A 16,841-nucleotide genomic window follows, 5' to 3' on the forward strand; every position below is an offset into this window, starting at 1 on the left:
ACGCATCATGAAAAAGATCATGTTAATTGGGTTCGGCGCCATGGCGCAGGCGGTGATCGAGCGCCTGCCTGCCGGTGTCGCTATCGGCTGGATCGTGGCGCGCGCGTCTCATCACGCGGCGATTCGCCAGCAGTTTGGTGATGCGGTGGTGGCGCTGACCTCGCCGCTGGAGTGCGCTGAAGCGCCCGATCTGGTGCTGGAGTGCGCCAGCCAGCAGGCGGTGGCGCAGTACGGCGAGGATATTTTGCATCGCGGCTGGCATCTGGCGGTGATCTCCACCGGCGCACTGGCAGATAGCGCGCTGGAGCAGCGCCTGCTCAACGCGGGCGGCAAACTGACGCTACTCTCCGGCGCGGTGGCCGGCATCGACGGGCTGGCGGCGGCGAAAGAGGGCGGGCTTGAGCGCGTGACCTATCAGTCGCGTAAAAGCCCGGCCAGTTGGCGCGGCAGCTACGCCGAACAGCTTATCGATCTTAATTCGGTGTCAGTGGCGCAGGTCTTTTTCGAAGGCAGCGCCCGGGAGGCGGCACGACTGTTCCCGGCCAACGCCAACGTGGCGGCGACCGTGGCGCTCGGCGGCGTGGGGATGGATGAGACCCGCGTACAGCTGATGGTCGACCCGGCCACGAAACGCAATACCCACACGCTGCACGTCGAAGGCGTGTTTGGCGAGTTCCATCTTGAGCTGAGCGGGCTGCCGCTTGCCTCTAACCCGAAAACCTCCACCCTGGCGGCACTGAGCGCGGTCCGCGCCTGCCGCGAGCTGGCCCTGAGCTGAGGAGTGACGATGAGCGAACTGAAGATTTTTATCGGGGGGCAGTGGCGACACGGCGGCGGCAACCCGATGCAGAGCCACTTCCCGGCTGATGGAACGATCAACGCGGTTTTAAACGCGGCAAGCCTCGACGATCTGCATGACGCAATCGAGGCTGGCGAGCTGGCGTGGCGCGATCCCTTGTGGCGCAACAGCCTGCCGCATATGCGCGCGAAGATCCTGCACAGAGTGGCGGATCAGATTGAATCCCGCGTCGACGAGCTGGCGCAGATGCAGAGCCGCGATAACGGCAAACCGCTGGCGGAAGCACGCGGGCTGGTGATGAGCGCGGCGGGAACGGCGCGCTACTTTGCCGCCGCCTGCGAACTGCTGGAAGGGGAGCTTCCGACGCCGCGCCAGCCGGATTTACTAACCCTGAGTCGCTATGAGCCGCTTGGCGTGGTGGCAGCCATTACGCCGTGGAACTCGCCGATTGCCAGTGAAATGCAGAAAGTCGCTCCGGCCATTGCCGCCGGTAACGCGGTGATCCTCAAGCCCGCCGAAGCGACGCCGCTGATGGCGCTGGAGCTGGCCCGCATCTTTGAACAGGCGGGGCTGCCCGCCGGGCTGCTGAGCGTGCTGCCGGGCAAAGGCTCGGTCATTGGCGATGCGCTGGCACGCCATCCTAAAGTGCGCAAAATCTCTTTTACCGGCGGCACCACCACTGGCCGTCATCTGGCGCACGTGGCGGCGGAAAAGCTGATCCCGGCCTCTCTTGAGCTGGGCGGTAAATCCCCGACCATCGTGCTCGACGATGCGGATATCGAGCAGGCCGCGCGCGGGATCTGCTTCGGCATCTTCAGCTCGGCGGGACAGGCCTGTATCGCCGGGTCGCGGCTGTTTATCCACGAAAGCCTTTACGCTCCGCTGATGGCGCGGTTGCTGGAGTTAACCCGTGGCCTGCGCGTCGGGCATCCGTTTACCGACGGCATCCACGTCGGGCCGTTGATCAACGATAAGCATCGCCAGAGCGTGCAGGCCTACGTCGAGCTGGCGAAGCGCGAAGGGGGCCGCGTGCTGTGCGGCGGGGAGATCCCAGCCGATCCCAATCTTGCAAACGGCAGCTTCTTCCAGCCAACGATTATCGAAGGGCTGAGCAACAGCGCCCGCGCCTGTCAGGAGGAGATCTTCGGCCCGGTGCTGGTGGCGATGCCATTTAACGATGAAGCGGCGTTGATCCAGCAGGCGAACGACTCGGTATATGGTCTGGCTGCCGGGATCTGGACGCGGGATACCGGACGTGCGCTGCGCTTAAGCGAGCAGCTTGAGGCGGGCACGGTGTGGATCAACACCTACAAGGTCTTTGCGATTTCGACCCCGTTCGGGGGCTTTAAAGAGAGCGGTCTGGGCCGCGAAAAGGGCATTCAGGGGCTGAAAGCCTGGATGCAACAAAAGAGCATTTATCTGGCGACGGGTAACAGCGTCAACTACTGGTGCGACTGAAAAAGGGTGAGCAATGAGCGAAATGATAACCGTCGGCGACGCCATCGCCAGAACGCTGGAGCAGTATCAGGTTGAGGCCATCTACGGCGTCATCTCCATTCACAACCTGCCCATCGCCGATGCAGTAGGGCAGCGCGGCAATATCCGCTTTGTGCCCGCGCGCGGCGAAGCGGGATCCGTCACCATGGCCGATGCCCACGGGCGTTTTTCCGGCCTCGGCGTGGCGCTGACCAGTACCGGGGCAGGGGCAGGTAACGCGGTAGGCGCGCTGGTGGAAGCGATGAATGCCTGCACGCCGCTGCTGCATTTAACCGGACAGGTGGAAAAAGCCTGGCTGGATGCCGACACCGGGTTTATTCACGAAACCCGCGACCAGTTGACCTTCCTGAAGGCCAGTTCAAAACGGGCATATCGCATCAGCAATGCCAACCAGGCGATAGCGATTCTCCATAAAGCGATTCAGGAGGCACAGACGCCGCCGTGCGGGCCGGTCTCTGTGGAGATCCCGATTGATATTCAGGGGGCGAAAATTCCGCTGTCGCTGGTGACGGCGCCGGTAAAACCGGTGTCAGTTTCAGCGCCAGACGCCGGAATGGTTGATGCGCTTTGGGCGCAGCTGAAGCAGGCGAAACAGCCGCTGCTGTGGCTGGGTGGCGGGGCGCTGGGCAGCGCTGACGCTGTGAAAAAGCTGGCGGATGCGGGCATCACCGTGATCTCCAGCACCCACGCACGCGGCGTGCTGCCGGACAGCCATCGCGCCAGCCTGCGGGCTTTCCACAACTCGTCGTCAGTGGAGGCGCTGATCGCCCGGTGTGATTTTACGCTGGTGGCGGGCTCACGCCTGCGCAGCAATGAGACCCGTTCATGGACGCTCGAACTGCCCTCTCCGCGGGTGCAGATCGATATCGATCCGGCGGCGGCAAGCCGTAACTATTTGATGGATAAGACGCTGGTAGCCGATTGTTCAGCGCTGCTTAACGCGCTGGCTGCAAAAGCGCAGGGGCGTGAATGGGGTAACGCGCAGTGGGACACGCAGGTACAGCAGGCGGTGGAGCAAGCTGAGCAGGGTCTGCGCGAGCAGTGTGGTGCCTATGCGAAGCTCAACGACGCCATCGAGAAAGCGCTGCCGCAGGATGGCCTGCTCGTGCGTGATATCACCGTTTCCGGCAGCCTGTGGGGCAGCCGTCTGTTCCGCGCCAACGGTCCGCTGATGAACATTCACTCTCTGGCCGGGGCAATTGGCATGGGGCTGCCGATGGCAATTGGTACTGCGATTGCCAATCCGCAGCGCAAGGTGGTGGGGCTGGTGGGCGACGGCGGCCTGAGCCTGAATTTAGGCGAGCTGGCGACGCTGGCGCAGGAGAAAGCCAACGTGACGCTGCTGATCATGAATGACGGCGGTTACGGCGTGATGCGTGGCATTCAGGATAAATATTTTGGCGGGCGGCAGTATTATAACGAGCTGCATACGCCGGACTTTACCCTGCTGGCCCAGGCGATTGGCCTGCAGGCGTGGAGCGTTGAGCGGGCAGAGGATTTTGATGCGGTGATGACAGAGGCGCTGGCCATGCCGGGGCCGTCGGTGGTGGAGGTGCGGATGGGGCAGATTGGCGCCCTGAAGTTTGCCGGGCCGCCGCAGAAAACGCTGTACTAGCTGTGTGCCCGGTAGCGCTGCGCTTACCGGGCCTACGTTTACGCACAAAGCAGGCCGGGTAAGGCGAAGCCGCCACCCGGCTTTTCAAAGGAGACGCGGGCGCCTCCCCGGTACATTATTTAATCCCGTCTGCCGCCATGCGATCGCGGATGTGCTGCGCACGCGCTGCGGAGGCAGGGTGGTCGTCAAACATGGAGCTTTGGCGGCCCGCTTCCTGTTGAGCCAGTTTTTCGAAGCTGGTGGCTAAACCTGATGGGTTAATCCCACGTTTGCGCAACAGATCGTAAGAGTAGTCATCGGCCTCAGATTCCTGACGCTGAGAGAACTGGGAGTTAACCAGTTTTTCACCGAGATCGCCGAGCTGCGACTGGGAAAGGCTACCTACAATACCACCCGCAGAGGCCGCCGCCACGCGAACGGCGTTCGTGCCGAGGGCAACCTGCATCCCTTTCTTCACATGGCCGAGGGCAACGTGGCCCATTTCATGGCCGATAACCGCTTCGACTTCATTGTCGTTCATCATATCCATTAATCCGCTGTAGACGCGGATGCAGCCGTTAGCCATCGCAAAGGCGTTAACGTCTTTCGCCATGTAAACCTTGTAGTTCACCGGCTGGCCGTTAATGTTGTCGCCAAGTGCTGAAGCAATCTTATTCAGACGCTGAGCGTAAGTGCTGTCTGCCGGTGCGATGGTCGCTTTACCGTCCATCTCTTTACAGGCCTCATCGCTTAATGTTTTCACCTGGGCATCGGTGAGGGAGTAGGCCTGAAACGCCTCTGCTCCGGAGCTCAGCAGGCCACCAGAATTCATATTCTGACACCCGCTAAGAAGAAGGGTCGTTCCCAGAGCCAGCACTACTGCACGCATTTTCATTATGTTGCTTCCGTACTCGTTAAACTTGATAAATTCTGAAAGTTTTGCCGCCCCGGAGGAGGGTGCAGCTCCAATTATAAAGAATATAAACGAAGGCGGGCGAGAAGATTGCGCAACGTGCGAGCCTGTTCCAGAGATTTCTTAAGCGGCAAAAGAATGGTCCATGTACATGCTTTGTCGCTTGGGTTACATTGTTGGCACTTTTTTCTGGCGTAGCCCAAAACGCGCTGTCGTCAAGCCGAAACGGGCATGGCCTTCAACATCCGATCTGGAGTCAAAATGTCCTCACGTAAAGAGCTTGCCAATGCTATTCGTGCGCTGAGCATGGATGCTGTACAAAAAGCTAAGTCCGGTCACCCGGGTGCCCCTATGGGTATGGCTGACATTGCCGAAGTCCTGTGGCGTGATTTCCTGAACCACAACCCGCAGAACCCTGCCTGGGCTGACCGTGACCGTTTCGTTCTCTCTAACGGCCACGGCTCGATGCTGATCTACAGCCTGCTGCACCTCACCGGCTATGATCTGCCAATCGAAGAGCTGAAAAACTTCCGTCAGCTGCACTCCAAAACCCCGGGTCACCCGGAAGTGGGTTATACCGCAGGTGTTGAAACCACGACCGGTCCGCTGGGTCAGGGTATTGCTAACGCCGTGGGTATGGCGATTGCCGAGAAGACGCTGGCGGCGCAGTTCAACCGTCCGGGTCATGACATCGTCGACCACTTCACCTATGCATTCCTGGGTGATGGCTGCATGATGGAAGGCATTTCTCACGAAGTGTGCTCCCTGGCAGGCACCCTGAAACTGGGCAAACTGGTTGCGTTCTATGACGACAACGGCATCTCCATCGACGGCCACGTTGAAGGCTGGTTCACTGACGACACCGCAGCACGTTTCGAAGCCTACGGCTGGCACGTGGTGCGTGGCGTTGACGGTCACGATGCTGAAGCGATTAAACGTGCAGTAGAAGAAGCGCGCGCAGTGACTGACAAACCGTCCCTGCTGATGTGCAAAACCATCATCGGTTTCGGTTCTCCGAACAAAGCTGGTACGCACGACTCCCACGGCGCACCGCTGGGTGACGCAGAGATCGCCCTGACCCGTGAAGCGCTGGGCTGGAAACACGCTGCGTTTGAAATCCCGTCTGAAATTTATGCGCAGTGGGATGCCAAAGAAGCTGGTCAGGCGAAAGAAGCGGCATGGAACGAGAAATTCGCCGCCTACGCTAAAGCCTTCCCACAGGAAGCGGCAGAGTTCACCCGTCGTATGAAAGGTGACATGCCAGCAGACTTCGACGCCAAAGCGAACGAGTTCATCGCTAAGCTGCAGGCTAACCCGGCTAAAATCGCCAGCCGTAAAGCCTCCCAGAATGCGATCGAAGCCTTCGGCCCGCTGCTGCCAGAGTTCCTCGGCGGCTCCGCTGACCTGGCACCATCAAACCTGACTATCTGGTCTGGCTCTAAAGCCATCAACGAAGATACTGCCGGTAACTACATCCATTACGGTGTTCGTGAGTTCGGTATGACCGCGATTGCCAACGGTATCTCCCTGCACGGTGGTTTCCTGCCGTACACCTCCACCTTCCTGATGTTCGTGGAATATGCCCGTAACGCGGTGCGTATGGCTGCGCTGATGAAACAGCGTCAGGTGATGGTCTACACCCACGACTCAATCGGTCTGGGCGAAGATGGCCCGACCCACCAGCCGGTTGAGCAGGTTGCTTCCCTGCGCGTGACCCCGAACATGTCCACATGGCGTCCATGTGACCAGGTTGAATCGGCGGTAGCGTGGAAATATGGCGTTGAGCGTCAGGACGGCCCAACCGCGCTGATCCTCTCCCGTCAGAACCTGGCTCAGCAGGATCGTACCGAAGAGCAGCTGGCGAACATCGCCCGCGGTGGTTACGTGCTGAAAGACTGCGACGGTCAGCCGCAGGTGATCTTCATCGCAACCGGTTCTGAAGTTGAACTGGCTGTTGCCGCCTGGGATCAGCTGGCAGGCGAAGGCGTGAAAGCGCGCGTGGTCTCCATGCCGTCTACCGATGCCTTCGACAAGCAGGACGCGGCTTACCGTGAATCTGTACTGCCGAAAGCCGTTTCTGCCCGAGTGGCAATCGAAGCGGGTATCGCTGACTACTGGTTCAAATACGTGGGCCTGAACGGCGCTATCGTTGGCATGACCACCTTCGGTGAGTCTGCGCCAGCTGAGCAGCTGTTCGAAGAGTTCGGCTTCACCGTTGAGAACGTGGTCGCGAAAGCGAAAGAACTGCTGTAATCATGGTTGTGCCCGGCGGCGCGTAGCTTGCCGGGCCTACAAATATTCAGGCCGGGCAGGCGTAAGCGTCACCCGGCTTTTTTGTGCATGTTATTCCTCAAAGATGTAATATCTCTGTAAATTATTCCACTTAAAATGTGATGTGTGTCATATAGCTGGCTTATTGGTCTGGACAGTCATTCCCTTTATTCCGTGTTTCGCTTATTCTGGCTGAAGCGTTTCAGTCGATTAAATGTTCGACAAATGACCAATCAGTTGGAGTTTGTGACAGGCAAGGATTCCCCTCAGCGCGTTGCTGCATTACTCTGTCAGCCACCTCGTGTCAGGGAAAGCTTTGCAGGAGACTTATGACCGTACGCGTAGCGATTAATGGTTTCGGTCGCATCGGACGTAACGTGGTTCGTGCTTTATATGAATCCGGACGCCGGGCGGAAATTACCGTGGTGGCCATCAATGAACTGGCGGATGCCGCAGGCATGGCGCATTTATTGAAATATGACACCAGCCATGGACGCTTTGCCTGGGACGTTCGTCAGGAGAGAGAGCAGCTGCTTGTCGGTGATGACGTGATCCGTGTGCTTCATGAGCGGACGATCGAAGCATTACCCTGGCGTGAACTGGGTGTCGATGTGGTTCTCGATTGTACCGGCGTCTACGGCAACCGCGAACACGGCGAAGCCCATCTGGCGGCTGGCGCAAAGAAAGTGCTCTTTTCACATCCTGGCAGTAACGATCTCGATGCCACGGTGGTTTACGGCGTCAACCATCACGAGTTGCACGCAGAACACCGAATTGTCTCCAATGCCTCCTGTACTACCAACTGTATTATTCCGGTCATCAAGCTGCTGGACGATGCCTACGGCATTGAGTCGGGTACGGTTACCACGATCCACTCAGCCATGCACGATCAGCAGGTCATTGACGCTTACCACCCGGACCTGCGACGCACTCGCGCGGCGAGTCAGTCGATTATCCCGGTGGACACCAAACTGGCGGCCGGTATAACCCGAATTTTTCCGCAGTTTGAAGATCGTTTTGAAGCTATCGCGGTCCGCGTACCTACCATCAACGTGACGGCGATCGACCTCAGCGTTACCGTTAAAAAACCGGTAAAAGCCTTTGAGGTCAACCTGTTGCTGCAAAAGGCGGCACAGCAAGCATTTCATGGTATAGTTGACTATACGGAATTACCGTTGGTCTCAGTAGATTTTAACCACGATCCGCACAGCGCCATTGTAGATGGCACCCAAACGCGCGTGAGTGGAGCGCACCTGATCAAGACGCTGGTCTGGTGTGATAACGAATGGGGCTTTGCTAACAGGATGCTCGACACCACGTTAGCCATGGCCGCACAAGGTTTCAGGTAAGACGCGTATTGCGTCTGCAAAACTTTAAGAATCAACGAGAGGATTCACCATGTCTGTAATTAAGATGACCGATCTGGATCTGGCAGGTAAACGCGTTTTCATCCGTGCGGATCTGAACGTACCGGTTAAAGAGGGTAAAGTGACCAGCGACGCGCGTATCCGTGCCTCTCTGCCAACCATCGAACTGGCACTGAAGCAGGGCGCAAAAGTGATGGTAACCTCCCACCTGGGTCGTCCGACCGAAGGCGAGTACAACGAAGAATTCTCTCTGCTGCCGGTTGTTAATTACCTGAAAGACAAACTGTCCAGCCCGGTACGTCTGGTTAAAGACTACCTGGACGGCGTGGAAGTTGCTGAAGGTGAACTGGTTGTTCTGGAAAACGTTCGCTTCAACAAAGGCGAGAAGAAAGACGACGAAACCCTGTCCAAAAAATATGCTGCACTGTGCGACGTATTCGTGATGGACGCCTTCGGTACCGCTCACCGTGCCCAGGCTTCTACCCACGGTATCGGTAAATTCGCCGACGTCGCTTGTGCAGGTCCTCTGCTGGCCGCTGAGCTGGATGCGCTGGGTAAAGCGCTGAAAGAACCTGCTCGTCCGATGGTTGCTATCGTGGGTGGTTCTAAAGTTTCCACCAAACTGACCGTTCTGGACTCCCTGTCCAAAATCGCTGACCAGCTGATCGTTGGCGGTGGTATCGCTAACACCTTCGTTGCTGCCCAGGGCCACAACGTGGGTAAATCCCTGTACGAAGCAGACCTGGTTGACGAAGCGAAACGCCTGCTGAGCACCTGCGATATCCCGGTTCCAACTGACGTTCGCGTCGCGACCGAGTTCTCTGAAACCGCAACCGCAGAGCTGAAATCTGTTTCTGACATCAAAAATGAAGAGCAGATTCTGGACCTGGGCGACGCCTCTGCAGAGAAACTGGCTGAAATCCTGAAGAATGCAAAAACCATTCTGTGGAACGGTCCGGTTGGCGTGTTCGAATTCCCGAACTTCCGTAAAGGTACTGAAATCGTGGCTAACGCGATTGCAGACAGCGACGCATTCTCCATTGCTGGCGGCGGTGACACCCTGGCAGCCATCGATCTGTTCGGTATTTCCGACAAGATCTCCTACATCTCCACTGGCGGCGGCGCATTCCTCGAATTCGTGGAAGGCAAAGTTCTGCCAGCAGTAGCCATGCTCGAAGAGCGCGCTAAGAAGTAAGCCATTTTAGGGCAGGGAAACCTGCCCAATTTTCAGCGCGCTTTTAAGAGCTCGCCCCTTTCCAAGGCCGAAGATACAGGACTCGCAACATGTCTAAAATTTTTGATTTCGTAAAACCTGGCGTGATCACTGGTGATGACGTTCAGAAAGTGTTCCAGGTAGCTAAAGAAAACAACTTTGCGCTGCCAGCGGTTAACTGCGTCGGTACCGACTCTATCAACGCCGTACTGGAAGCTGCAGCAAAAGTTAAAGCGCCGGTAATCGTTCAGTTCTCTAACGGCGGTGCTGCGTTTATCGCAGGTAAAGGCGTGAAAACTGACGTTCCTCAGGGCGCGGCAATCCTGGGCGCAATCTCTGGCGCACATCACGTTCACCAGATGGCTGAACACTACGGCGTTCCAGTAATCCTGCACACTGACCACTGCGCGAAGAAACTGCTGCCGTGGATCGACGGTCTGCTGGACGCGGGCGAAAAACACTTCGCTGCAACCGGTAAGCCACTGTTCTCTTCTCACATGATCGACCTGTCTGAAGAGTCTCTGGAAGAGAACATCGAGATCTGCTCCAAATACCTGGCTCGCATGGCCAAAATGGACATGACCCTGGAAATCGAACTGGGTTGCACCGGTGGCGAAGAAGATGGCGTGGACAACAGCCATATGGACGCTTCTGCTCTGTACACTCAGCCAGAAGACGTTGATTACGCTTACACCGAGCTGAGCAAAATCAGCCCACGTTTCACCATCGCGGCTTCCTTCGGTAACGTACACGGTGTGTACAAGCCAGGTAACGTGGTTCTGACGCCAACTATCCTGCGTGATTCTCAGGAGTACGTTTCCAAGAAACACAACCTGCCGCACAACAGCCTGAACTTCGTCTTCCACGGCGGTTCCGGTTCTTCTGCTCAGGAAATCAAAGATTCCGTTAGTTACGGTGTTATCAAAATGAACATCGATACCGACACCCAATGGGCAACCTGGGACGGTATTCTGCAGTACTACAAAACTAACGAAGCTTACCTGCAGGGCCAGCTGGGCAACCCGAAAGGCGAAGACCAGCCGAACAAGAAATACTACGATCCACGCGTATGGCTGCGTGCAGCCCAGACCTCTATGGTGACGCGTCTGGAGCAGGCGTTCAAAGAGCTGAACGCGGTTGACGTTCTGTAATTTAAGCTGCTGACAGCAAGCATCAAAAGCCCGCGTTAATCGCGGGCTTTTTTTATGTCTTTTCAACTGGCTATAGTGGCTGTTTTATGTGATCTGCTTGGCATATTGCGGGCTTTTTGTTTACCCTTTACACACTTGCTCCTCTCCGCATGGGGCGGATTTGTGTTTTATGTGCATAAGGAAAGATAAATGGAAGATCTCGGTGTTGTAGATAGCATCAATAACGCGGGCTCCTGGCTGGTGCGTAATCAGGCGTTGCTTATCAGCTATGCCGTAAATATCGCTGCGGCGATTGCCATCGTAGTGGTGGGGATGATCGTTGCCCGGACGGTTGCCAGAGGCGTTAACCGCGTTATGCTCGCCCGGCACATTGACGCTACCGTCGCCGATTTCCTCTCGGCAATGGTGCGCTACGCGATTATTGCTTTTACCCTGATAGCAGCAATGGGGCGTGTGGGGGTTCAGACCGCCTCGGTGATTGCGGTACTGGGTGCCGCTGGTCTGGCCGTGGGCCTGGCGCTACAGGGCTCGCTGGCAAACCTGGCGGCCGGCGTGCTGCTGGTCACCTTCCGTCCATTCCGTTCCGGGGAGTATGTCGATCTCGGTGGCACCGCAGGTACGGTGCTGAACGTGCAGATTTTTTCCACTACGCTGCGTTCCGCGGACGGCAAAATCGTTATCGTGCCGAACAAAAAGGTTATCGACGGCAATATCACCAACTTCTCCCGGGAGCCGGTTCGCCGCAACGAGCTTATGATCGGCGTGGGCTATGATTCCGATATCGAGCAGGTGAAGAAACTTATCACCGACATCATTGAATCTGACGAGCGTATCCTGAAAGACCGCGAAATGACGGTTCGCCTTCACGAGCTGGGCGCCTCCTCTATCAACTTCGTTGTCCGTATCTGGAGCAAAAGTAGCGATCTGCAAAGCGTTTACTGGGACGTACTGGAGCGCATCAAGCGCGACTTTGATGCTAACGGCATCAGCTTCCCATATCCGCAGATGGACGTGAACTTCAAGCGGGTGAAAGAACCGGCGGAATAACGTTTCATCGTAACCCGGTGCGCGCAATGCGTACCGGGTTACATTAGCTTCACTAATTGCCAATTAATATTATCCATTTCCTCTTATTATTCTCCCGCAGTATAGTCAGCCCTTAAGTCACATTTTTGAGATTAGTGTTCATGTTCTCTTTTTATTTTCAGGGGCTTATGATTGGCGCGGCGATGATCCTGCCTCTCGGCCCGCAAAACGCCTTCGTCATGAATCAGGGGATTCGACGCCAATATCACATCATGATCGCGCTGCTCTGTGCACTAAGCGATATGCTACTGATTTGTGCCGGGATTTTTGGCGGTAGCGCGCTACTGATGCAGTCTCCCTGGCTGCTGGCGCTGGTCACCTGGGGCGGCGTCGCCTTTCTGCTCTGGTATGGTTTTGGCGCATTGAAAACGGCGCTGGGCAGCAATATTGAGCTGGCCAGCGCTGAAGTCATGAAGCAGGGGCGCTGGAAAATTATCGTCACCATGCTGGCGGTAACCTGGCTTAATCCGCACGTTTATCTGGATACGTTTGTGGTGCTGGGCAGTCTGGGCGGGCAGCTGGATGTCGAGCCGAGACGCTGGTTCGCGCTGGGTACCGTCAGCGCTTCCTTCCTCTGGTTCTTTGGTCTGGCGCTGCTCGCTGCATGGCTGGCACCCCGTCTGCGCACCGCCAAAGCTCAGCGCATTATTAACGGCCTGGTCGGCGTGGTGATGTGGTTTATTGCTTTTCAGCTGGCGAAAGAGGGAATTCATCACATTCGTGAACTATTCAACTAAGCGTTGTCTTATGGACATTCGGCCAGCAGTCGCTAAGCTTGCTGGCATGCGCCCTGTTACCTGGGCACTCTTCGCAACATGGAGGAATTAAAGTGAAGTTGAATGCAATTGCCCTGGCGGCATTAATGGGTTTTGGCGCAGCATCCGTTCAGGCCAGTGAACTGCCTGACAGCCCGCACATTGTGACCTCCGGCACCGCAAGCGTGGATGCGGCACCGGATATTGCGACCTTAGCCATTGAAGTGAACGTGGCGGCCAAAGATGCTGCCACCGCCAAGAAACAGGCAGACGACCGCGTTGCGCAATATCTCTCTTTCCTGGAGCAGAACGGCGTGGGTAAAAAAGATATCAACTCTGCCAACCTGCGTACCCAGCCGGATTATGACTATAAGGATGGCAAAAGCATCCTGAAAGGTTACCGCGCGGTGCGCTCCGTGGAAGTGACGGTGCGTCAGCTCGATAAACTTAACGCCCTGCTGGATGGCGCGCTGAAAGCGGGTCTGAATGAGATCCGTTCGGTCTCACTGGGTGTTGCGCAACCTGAGAAATATAAAGACGAAGCGCGTAAAGCGGCAATTGATGATGCCGTGCGTCAGGCGCAGCAGCTGGCGTCTGGCTTCAACAGCAAACTGGGTCCGGTCTACAGCGTGCGTTACCACGTCTCTAACTACCAGCCGAGCCCGATGGTGCGCATGATGAAAGCGGAAGCGGCGCCGGTCTCCGCGCAGGATACCTACGAACAGCCAACGATTCAGTTCGACGATCAGGTTGATGTGGTGTTCCAGCTGGAGCCAGCACAGGGTCAGCAGCAGAGCCAGCAGACTCCGCAGGTGCAGCAGCAAGCGCAGCAGCCGGATACGGCGACAAAAGCCCCGTAATGGTTGTGCTTTAGCAGCAATAAAAAGCCGGGTGAGCGTTAACGCGACCCGGCTTTTTTATTAGTCCTGGCGCAGGACCTTATGGCCGTGGGCCAGCAGTGCATCGGTGACGTTGCGCATCATCCGGCTTTCCGGGGCGAAGCGGTGCCAGTAGAGCATGCGGCGCTGGTGCAGGCCTGGCGTCAGGTCGATCAGCTCACCGCTCTGCAGCTCTTTCTCGATCTGCAGATGCGGGATCATGCAGCAGGTTGTGCCCTGACGCGCCAGCTGCACGAAGGCCTCTGATGAGTTAACGATATGGCAGGGTACGCTGCCGGGCGGTAGATCGAAGTTCTGCTGTAAAAACGCCTGATGCATATCATCGAGATGGTCAAACGCCACGGCAGGCGCTTTCAGCAGCGCCGCGCGGGTGACGCCATTCGGGAAGTAACGTTCAGCAAACGCTTTGGAGCCGACGAAGAGATAATCCAGCGCCCCCAGTTGATCCACCAGGCAGCTTGGCAGCGCCTGAGGCTGGATACTGACCGCGCCCACCACTTCACCGCGACGCAGACGCTCCTGGGTACGGGTTTCGTCTTCCACCTGCAAATTCAGCCGGATAGGCGAATCGGCCAGCACCGGCGCCAGCGCGGGCAGCAGCCAGGTTGCCAGACTGTCGGCGTTGACCGCCAGGGAGAGGAGCAGCGGCGTGGAGCCGGTCTGTTCGTCACCCAGCCACTCATCTTCCAGCAGCTCAACCTGACGCAGCAGCGCCAGCAGCTTTTGCCCCTGTTCGGTGGGACGCGGCGGCACGGTACGGACCAGCAGCGGCTGCCCGAACATATTCTCAAGCTGTTTGATCCGTTGCGAAACGGCGGACTGGGTAATGCACAGCTTCTGTGCTGCGCGTTCGAATCCGCGTTCACGTATAACGGCATCAAGGGCCTGTAATGTTCTGTAGTCCGGACGTTTCATTGCTCTGGCTGACTCCCAAATAATTCAATACTTCGCACTATGACATAAATTTATGTTTGATACAGACGAAATTGGTGACCTTGCAGATCACATGGCGCAGGTGAATGCTCTATAATGCGCGTCACGCAAAATCACCACGGGCAAGAGATCATGACGCAGGATGAACTGAAAAAAGCAGTAGGATGGGCCGCTCTCCAGTATGTACAGCCGGGTACCATTGTCGGCGTGGGCACAGGGTCAACGGCAGCACACTTTATTGATGCGCTCGGCACGATGAAAGGGCAGATCGAGGGCGCGGTTTCCAGCTCCGATGCATCCACGGAAAAGCTGAAAAGCCTGGGCATTACCGTTTTCGATCTGAATGAAGTCGACCGCCTGGGAATATACGTTGATGGCGCGGATGAAATCAACGGCCATATGCAGATGATCAAGGGCGGCGGCGCGGCGCTGACGCGTGAAAAAATCATCGCCTCTGTTGCGGACAAGTTCATCTGTATCGCCGATGCCTCGAAGCAGGTGGATATCCTTGGCAAATTCCCGCTGCCGGTTGAAGTGATCCCCATGGCGCGTAGCGCGGTCGCCCGTGAGCTGGTCAAGCTGGGCGGACGCCCGGAATACCGTCAGGGCGTGGTGACGGACAATGGTAACGTGATTCTGGATGTGCACGGTCTGGAGATCCTCGACGCCGTGGCGCTGGAAAACGCCATTAATGGCCTGCCAGGCGTAGTAACCGTAGGGTTATTCGCCAACCGTGGCGCGGATGTCGCGCTGATTGGCACCGCCGAGGGCGTTAAAACCATCGTGAAATGATCTGACGGGGGGAGCGTCCCCCCGCTAATTATTTTTGCAAAAGCGATATTTGGTGACTTGTGTCACATTTATAATCCTCTCCTGACGATCCTGCCGCTTTCCTCCTGCTCCACAGAATAATTCACTGCCAATTGCGGCTGTATGACATTTCTTCAGAGTGCCGACGCAAACGTTCATATTGCTGCAATAGTTTTTTTTGATATGTTGGCGGGAGTGGATTTCAATCCAGCACAACAACAGTTCAGACAATCAGACAGGGTCGGGGAAATGGCAAAGGTATCACTGGAGAAAGACAAGATTAAATTTCTGCTGGTCGAAGGGGTGCATCAGAAAGCACTGGATAGCCTTCGTGCGGCGGGTTACACCAACATCGAATTTCACAAAGGTGCACTGGATACCGAACAGCTGAAAGAGTCGATCCGTGATGCCCACTTCATTGGCCTGCGATCCCGTACCCACCTGACCGAAGAGGTTATTGCCGCGGCAGAAAAACTGGTGGCGATTGGCTGCTTCTGTATCGGCACCAACCAGGTCGATCTTGATGCTGCCGCGAAGCGCGGGATTCCGGTATTCAACGCGCCATTCTCCAACACCCGTTCCGTGGCGGAGCTGGTTATCGGCGAACTCCTGCTGCTGCTGCGCGGCATCCCTGAAGCCAACGCCAAAGCGCACCGCGGGATCTGGAATAAGCTGGCCTCAGGCTCTTTTGAAGCGCGTGGTAAGAAGCTGGGGATTATCGGTTACGGCCACATCGGTACACAGCTGGGCATTCTCGCTGAATCGCTCGGGATGCACGTCTTCTTCTACGACATTGAAAGCAAACTGCCGCTGGGTAACGCTACTCAGGTTCAGCATCTCTCCGATCTGCTCAACATGAGCGACGTGGTGAGCCTGCACGTGCCGGAAAACGCCTCTACCAAAAACATGATGGGTGCGGAAGAGCTGGCGCTGATGAAGCCGGGCTCGCTGCTGATCAACGCCGCGCGTGGTACGGTGGTGGATATTCCTGCCCTGTGCGACGCCCTGAAAAGCAAACATCTGGCGGGGGCGGCCATTGACGTCTTCCCGACCGAGCCGGCGACCAACAGCGATCCGTTTACCTCTCCGCTGTGCGAGTTCGACAACGTGATCCTGACCCCGCACATTGGCGGCTCCACGCAGGAAGCGCAGGAAAATATCGGTCTTGAAGTGGCCGGTAAGCTGAGCAAATACTCCGACAACGGTTCCACCCTCTCTGCGGTCAACTTCCCGGAAGTCTCTCTGCCGCTGCACGGCGGTCGCCGTCTGCTGCATATCCATGAAAACCGTCCGGGCGTGCTGACGGCCATTAACCAGATCTTCGCCGAGCAGGGGGTCAACATTGCCGCACAGTATCTGCAAACTAACGCGCAGATGGGTTATGTGGTTATCGATATCGAAGCAGATGAAGATGTTGCAGAGAAAGCGCTGCAGGGGATGAAGGCCATTCCGGGCACGATTCGCGCGCGTCTGCTTTACTAATCTGCGTTTTGTTTTGTCGGGTGGCGCTTCGCTTACCCGACCTACAAAATTTGAATGTTCCGTGTAGGCCG

Annotated in this window: 14 protein-coding genes; 12 read left to right on the plus strand and 2 right to left on the minus strand. The window is 56.9% G+C overall.

Annotation, left to right across the window (positions count from 1 at the left end; translation table 11 throughout):
• Window positions 1–7 precede the first annotated feature (7 nt).
• Genes ACT3IC_RS13480 through ACT3IC_RS13490 form a run of 3 tightly spaced genes read left to right on the plus strand, consistent with a single transcriptional unit; the run spans window position 8 to window position 3,911 of the window.
• Entirely contained in the window at window positions 8–778 is a 771-nt protein-coding gene (locus ACT3IC_RS13480) for an aspartate dehydrogenase (protein ID WP_156655201.1), read from the plus strand.
• A gap of 9 nt (window positions 779–787) precedes the next feature.
• Entirely contained in the window at window positions 788–2,257 is a 1,470-nt protein-coding gene (locus ACT3IC_RS13485; protein WP_473477790.1) for an aldehyde dehydrogenase, read from the plus strand.
• A 13-nt stretch (window positions 2,258–2,270) separates the two neighbouring features.
• Window positions 2,271–3,911, plus strand: a complete 1,641-nt coding sequence (locus tag ACT3IC_RS13490; protein WP_103176899.1) for a thiamine pyrophosphate-binding protein — start codon at window positions 2,271–2,273, stop codon at window positions 3,909–3,911.
• 115 nt (window positions 3,912–4,026) lie between these two features.
• Here ACT3IC_RS13490 and loiP read toward each other — a convergent pair whose 3' ends face one another.
• Window positions 4,027–4,785: a metalloprotease LoiP gene (gene loiP, locus ACT3IC_RS13495; RefSeq protein WP_103176898.1), complete on the minus strand. Its 759-nt coding sequence runs from the start codon at window positions 4,783–4,785 to the stop codon at window positions 4,027–4,029.
• 279 nt (window positions 4,786–5,064) lie between these two features.
• Here loiP and tkt point away from each other — a divergent pair, with 279 nt between their 5' ends.
• The 7 genes from tkt to ACT3IC_RS13530 all read left to right on the plus strand — a co-directional run bounded on the left by tkt (window position 5,065) and on the right by ACT3IC_RS13530 (window position 13,506).
• Window positions 5,065–7,056: a transketolase gene (tkt, locus tag ACT3IC_RS13500; protein WP_473477794.1), complete on the plus strand. Its 1,992-nt coding sequence runs from the start codon at window positions 5,065–5,067 to the stop codon at window positions 7,054–7,056.
• A gap of 347 nt (window positions 7,057–7,403) precedes the next feature.
• Window positions 7,404–8,423, plus strand: a complete 1,020-nt coding sequence (epd, locus tag ACT3IC_RS13505) for an erythrose-4-phosphate dehydrogenase (RefSeq protein WP_103176896.1) — start codon at window positions 7,404–7,406, stop codon at window positions 8,421–8,423.
• 49 nt (window positions 8,424–8,472) lie between these two features.
• Window positions 8,473–9,636, plus strand: coding sequence for a phosphoglycerate kinase (pgk, locus tag ACT3IC_RS13510; RefSeq protein WP_103176895.1), 1,164 nt, complete (start codon window positions 8,473–8,475; stop codon window positions 9,634–9,636).
• A gap of 89 nt (window positions 9,637–9,725) precedes the next feature.
• Window positions 9,726–10,805 (plus strand): class II fructose-bisphosphate aldolase, encoded by a 1,080-nt coding sequence (fbaA, locus tag ACT3IC_RS13515; protein WP_039029814.1) that lies wholly within the window; start codon window positions 9,726–9,728, stop codon window positions 10,803–10,805.
• A 189-nt stretch (window positions 10,806–10,994) separates the two neighbouring features.
• Window positions 10,995–11,852 carry a small-conductance mechanosensitive channel MscS gene (gene mscS, locus ACT3IC_RS13520; RefSeq protein WP_156655198.1) on the plus strand — a complete coding sequence of 286 codons (858 nt, stop codon included), beginning with the start codon at window positions 10,995–10,997 and terminating at the stop codon, window positions 11,850–11,852.
• Window positions 11,853–11,992: 140 nt separating this feature from the next.
• The gene (gene argO, locus ACT3IC_RS13525) at window positions 11,993–12,628 is read left to right on the plus strand and encodes an arginine exporter ArgO (RefSeq protein WP_103176893.1); all 636 of its coding nucleotides are present in this window, start codon (window positions 11,993–11,995) and stop codon (window positions 12,626–12,628) included.
• A gap of 125 nt (window positions 12,629–12,753) precedes the next feature.
• Window positions 12,754–13,506, plus strand: coding sequence for an oxidative stress defense protein (locus tag ACT3IC_RS13530; RefSeq protein WP_371816561.1), 753 nt, complete (start codon window positions 12,754–12,756; stop codon window positions 13,504–13,506).
• A gap of 60 nt (window positions 13,507–13,566) precedes the next feature.
• On the opposite strand, the gene argP is transcribed toward ACT3IC_RS13530, so the two are convergent.
• Complete coding sequence (gene argP / locus ACT3IC_RS13535) at window positions 13,567–14,460, minus strand: DNA-binding transcriptional regulator ArgP (protein ID WP_103176891.1); 894 nt, start codon at window positions 14,458–14,460, stop codon at window positions 13,567–13,569.
• 150 nt (window positions 14,461–14,610) lie between these two features.
• Between argP and rpiA the strand changes: the two genes are divergently transcribed.
• Window positions 14,611–15,270: a ribose-5-phosphate isomerase RpiA gene (rpiA, locus tag ACT3IC_RS13540; RefSeq protein ID WP_103180978.1), complete on the plus strand. Its 660-nt coding sequence runs from the start codon at window positions 14,611–14,613 to the stop codon at window positions 15,268–15,270.
• Between the two features lie 267 nt (window positions 15,271–15,537).
• Entirely contained in the window at window positions 15,538–16,770 is a 1,233-nt protein-coding gene (gene serA / locus ACT3IC_RS13545) for a phosphoglycerate dehydrogenase (protein ID WP_103176889.1), read from the plus strand.
• Window positions 16,771–16,841 lie beyond the last annotated feature (71 nt).

The sequence above is a fragment of the Leclercia sp. GHBNCSD genome, assembly GCF_055805075.1.